Source organism: Bradyrhizobium sp. P5_C11_2 (assembly GCF_054049755.1).
In genome coordinates this window covers 1-4,349 of sequence record NZ_JBFULT010000608.1, presented here as the reverse complement: position 1 = coordinate 4,349, position 4,349 = coordinate 1, and the positions used below count along the sequence as shown (strand labels likewise).

Here is a 4,349-nt window from a genome sequence, read left to right as displayed (position 1 = left end):
CTGTTGCCCTGGATCGGCTTGCCGTCGGATCCCGTCATCGAGAACTGCGTTTCGCCGGTCTGGCAGCGCTCGTCCGCAGCAACCGCGAAGCCGACAGTCACGGGATCATAGTCGCGGTGGCCCATGCAGAATTTCGTCGGGCGCTCGTTCTGCGGCTTGAGCAGCCAGTACAGCGAAGGCACCGAACCGTTGTGCAGATAGGGAGCGGTGGCCCAGATGCCGTTCAGCGGCCGCGCGCGATAGCGCGGCCCGGGTGCCGGGTTGAGACAGTTCTTGCGCGCGAGGTTCCACAATTTCGCCCGCTCCGCTTCCGGGGTCTTGTCGTCGTCCATCCACTTGCGGGCCACGAGATCGACGACCGTCATGAGGCCGAGCGCATACACCATCTCGGTCGGCGAGCTCGCGGTCGGGACGTCGCATTGCCACCAGGTCTGGAGGTCGGCCGTATTCACCTTCAGGAAGCCGGGTACATCGACAACCCTGTTGCTGAGCACGAGCGACTGTTCGGGATCGGTCTTGATCTCCTCCGTGGGAATCGTCACCGCGTTCAAGACCTTGCTGTCGCCGCTTGGCTCCCAATGCCGCGAGGACCAGAAAGCCGGGGTGTCGACGGCCGGCAGGTGACACCCGGAGCACATCTCGGCGTAGATCGCACGGCCGCGTTCGATGCGATCGGTTTTCAGCTTCCACGCGTCGTCGAGGATCTGCGACGGCCATTTCGGCGCCAGCAGGCCGCCGAATTTCGGCTCGGCGGCCTTGAACGGATCGGGCCCCCTCAGCATGTCCTCGATCCAGCCGAGTGTGTTGATATGGACCGAGGACCGCCACAGCCTGTCCTCGGGATAGGCGTCGGACAGATTGAGCAGTGCGGTCACGCCGAGCGCTTCGCCGGCGTTGCGGATCAGCGGCTGCTCGATCGAGGCGTCGTATTGAGCGAACTTGAACCACGGCACGGTCCAGATCGCGGGATAGCTGACCGGCGCGTCCTGGGCATGCAGGTTCTTCTCGAAGCCGCTGAGCCCGCTCAACGCGAGATCCTGCGAAAAGACCTGGTTGCCGATGCGATTGAGGGCGTCGAGGCGGCCGAACCCTTCCTCGGTGTCCTTCTGCACCTTCTTGTCCCAGGTCTCCTTGTGCTCGATCGTCTCGTTGTACTTGTTCTGCCAGTCGATCAGAAACTTGCCGATCGCGCCGAGCTGCTGCTTGAGCGCGTCGTGGTCCGCCTTGCTGGCCTCGGGGCCGAGCACGCGATCGGCGAAGCGCTGGAAGCGGAACGGGACGTACAGCGTGTAGGCGATCGACAGGCCGGTCGAGAGCTCGAGCTTCTTCAGGTCGGTCATCGCGGGCCCGCCGTCGAAGCGCACGTCCACGCCCTTGTAGTGGATCTGGCCGGTATGGCAGGCCGCGCAGGTCAGCCCGATCTTGTCCTCTTCGCGACGGCCGGTCGCGGGATCGGCGACGCCGGTCATCCGCGCGAAGCCGACCGGCAGGCCGTCGACGTTCTCCGCCGGGGTCCATCTGGTCGACCAGTCCGACGCCTGCGTCGTCTCATAGACATTGGCGTAACCGAAGCGGCGGAGCGTCGTCACGTCGGTCTGGATCGACTGCGGGCTCGAGATGAAGCCGAAGCGCTCGAGATAGGCGCTGTCCTTCATCATGCCGGGCCGTGAGAACAGATGGAGGCGCGGCTGCTCCAGCGCCAGGAACCAATTGTAGGGCACCGGGAAGGTCGCGGTGCCCTGGCTGGCGTGATGAAACCAGTGCCGGTCCTTCAGCGACCAGTTCTGCTCGAGCCAATAGGCGGCCGTCGTCTCCGGGACCCTCGGCAAGGGCGGCGGCAGCAGCTGCGCCAGGATTCCCTTCTGCGGCAGCATGGCGCGGACCTGGTTGGGGAATTCGGCGACCGCGACGAGCGCGACAAGACCGAGGCCGATGAGGAGCGCTGCGAACGCGAATGCCCAGCGGAACCTGAGCTGGCAGGCCGACAGCAGCGGCTGTGACACGAGCCGGTGGTTGATGCGATCGGGGAATTGGCGTTCGTTGAACAGCGTGCGCACATCGGCGATGCTGAGGTAGCGGTCTTCACCTTTGCCCTTGCCCATGATCTTCAGGAGGACCGGCCATTCGAATTTCATCAGCAGCGGGTAGTACCAGCGCGCGGCGCTGCCGGCGCGCTTGAGGTTGTCACTCATGAAGGTCTTGATTTCCGACGCGTTGAGACCTTGCTCGGCGTTGCCGCCGTCCGGATCGGTGTAGGTACGGCCGAAGCTCGCAAGCCGCGCGATCTCGTCTTCGTTGACCTTGCCGTCGACGCCGAGAATGCGCGAGCCGGCGCCGCGCTTGTCCAGCGGGCCGCCGCGCAACGCGTCGAGCTGCGCGCCCGACCAGATGCTCTTCAGGATGTGACGGATGCCGTTGGCGATGAGCGCCACCCCGCGGACCTGGATGCGGGCCCAGACCTTCGTCGGTCCGGTTTCGCCACTCGCATTCGCGATGGTCTGCGACAGCGTGACGAGCGGGACGGTCCCGCCGTCGACGAAGCCTTCGCCGACCAGGCCGCGCAGGAACGGGCAGGGATTGTCGGGCGAGACCTGGATCGAGGGATCGAAGGGGGGCTTCGAGGCGGGGTGATGCATGGCCCAAATTCCTGAAAACAGCGAATCGTGAAAAGCAGGCGCGCCGATAGAGCGCGGAAAGTCCTAACAAACCGCCAGCGCGGCCGCCGCCGACTATACTACTTCAGCGTGTGACAAAGTGTGGCCGAATTCACTGTGCTGTCAACAAGAGCGGACGTGAGGTCGTCGCGCGGTCGCGGCTTGCCCTCAAGATTCGGCGGCGCGTTTGACGTCGCTCTGGACCAGGGTCAATTTGCCGAGCRGGACGCCCGCTTTGAGCAGGCCCTCGCGGTAATGGGCGATGTCCTCGGGCCGTTTCCAGTGAAAATTACGCAAGTGCCGGTCGACATTCAGGGTCGGGTAGTTGCCCATGAGCACGCAGGTCGCCTCGCTCGCTTCGCCGGCCCGCCCCAATTGCGCCAGCGCCGCGGCGCGGATCGCCAGCGCCTGCATGTGGTTGGGATTGATGTAGAGCTGCTCGCGGGCCCATGACAGGGTCGCGTCATACTGCCCCAGGAGATAATGGCTGAAGGCGTTCAGCGCCGCCCATTGGTAGCGCGGGTCGCTGTTGTCGCGCTGCGCCGCCATCGAAAACAGCTCGATCGCCTCGCGGTGCTCGCCGATGACGAAATGGCAGATGCCGAGCACGCCGCGCGCGCCCATGTCGTAGGGATTGAGGGCGACCGCGCGCTTGGCGGCGTCCATCGCCGCCTCGTCATGCCCCTCCATGGCGTGGGCCCAGGACAGGATCGAGAACGCGAAGGAGGAGCGCGGGTCGAGCCRGACGCTGGTCTCGGCGAGGTTCATCGCCTCGGCCCACATCTGGCGCGTGCCCTTGACCCAGCCGAACTGGATGCTCTGGATCTGGATCGTGGCGAGATAGGCATGCGCGATCGACAGTTTGGGCTCGAGCCTGATGGCCTCCCGGAACAATTCGACGGCGGCGGTCAAATCTTCCTTGGTCTGCCGGTAGTAGTGGGACAGCCCCTTGAGGAAGCGGTCCCAGGCCGTCACGTCGGTCGAGAGCCGCGCCGGCGCCGAGGCCTCGGCCCGGACGATCTCGGTGGCGATGGCGGCGGACAGGTTCGTGGTGATCTCGTCCTGCATCGCGAAGAGGTCGCCGATGTCGCGGTCGTAGCGGCCGGTCCAGAGCTGCTCGCCGGTCTCCGGCGCGATCAGCTCGGCGGTGACGCGGATCTTGGCTCCGGCGCGCCGCACCGAGCCCTGGATCAAATAGGTCGCATCGATCTCCCGCGCGATCAGGCGGGTGCTGCCGTTGTTGCCCTTGAACGCGAAGGTCGAGTTGCGGCTCAGCACGCGATAGAAGGATTGCAGCGACAGCGCGTGGATCAGGTCCTCGGTGAGGCCGTCGGAGAAATATTCATCCTGGGCGTCGCTGAGATTGGCGAAGGGCAGCACGCCGACGATCGCGGTCCGGGACTGCGGCGAGAGGGGGGACGTCTCCTTCAGCGCGGGCGCCAGCGCCGGTGCGCCCTCGTGCGTCCAGGTCCAGACGCCGATCGGATCCTTGATGTTCTTGAAGCGATGGTTGCCGGCATCGACCAGCGGCACGGTGAGATGCTTGCTCGCCTCCTTGTAGGCCTTGGCCGAGATGGCGAAGCCGCCGGGGCTCGCCACGGATTCGAGCCGGACGGCAATGTTGACATCGTCACCGAAGACCTCGTCCTCATCGGCGATGACGTCACCCATATGGATGCCGAGGCGGAACTGCAT

Annotated in this window: 2 protein-coding genes; both read right to left on the bottom strand. The window is 65.4% G+C overall.

Features of this window, described 5'->3' with window-relative positions:
* On the bottom strand, positions 1 to 2,636 hold a 2,636-nt coding region (locus tag ACXJL8_RS35150; protein WP_456686462.1), incomplete at its 3' end, for a di-heme-cytochrome C peroxidase.
* A 186-nt stretch (positions 2,637 to 2,822) separates the two neighbouring features.
* Positions 2,823 to 4,349: adenylate/guanylate cyclase domain-containing protein (locus ACXJL8_RS35145; RefSeq protein WP_456686461.1), on the bottom strand; the 1,527-nt coding region annotated here is incomplete at its 5' end.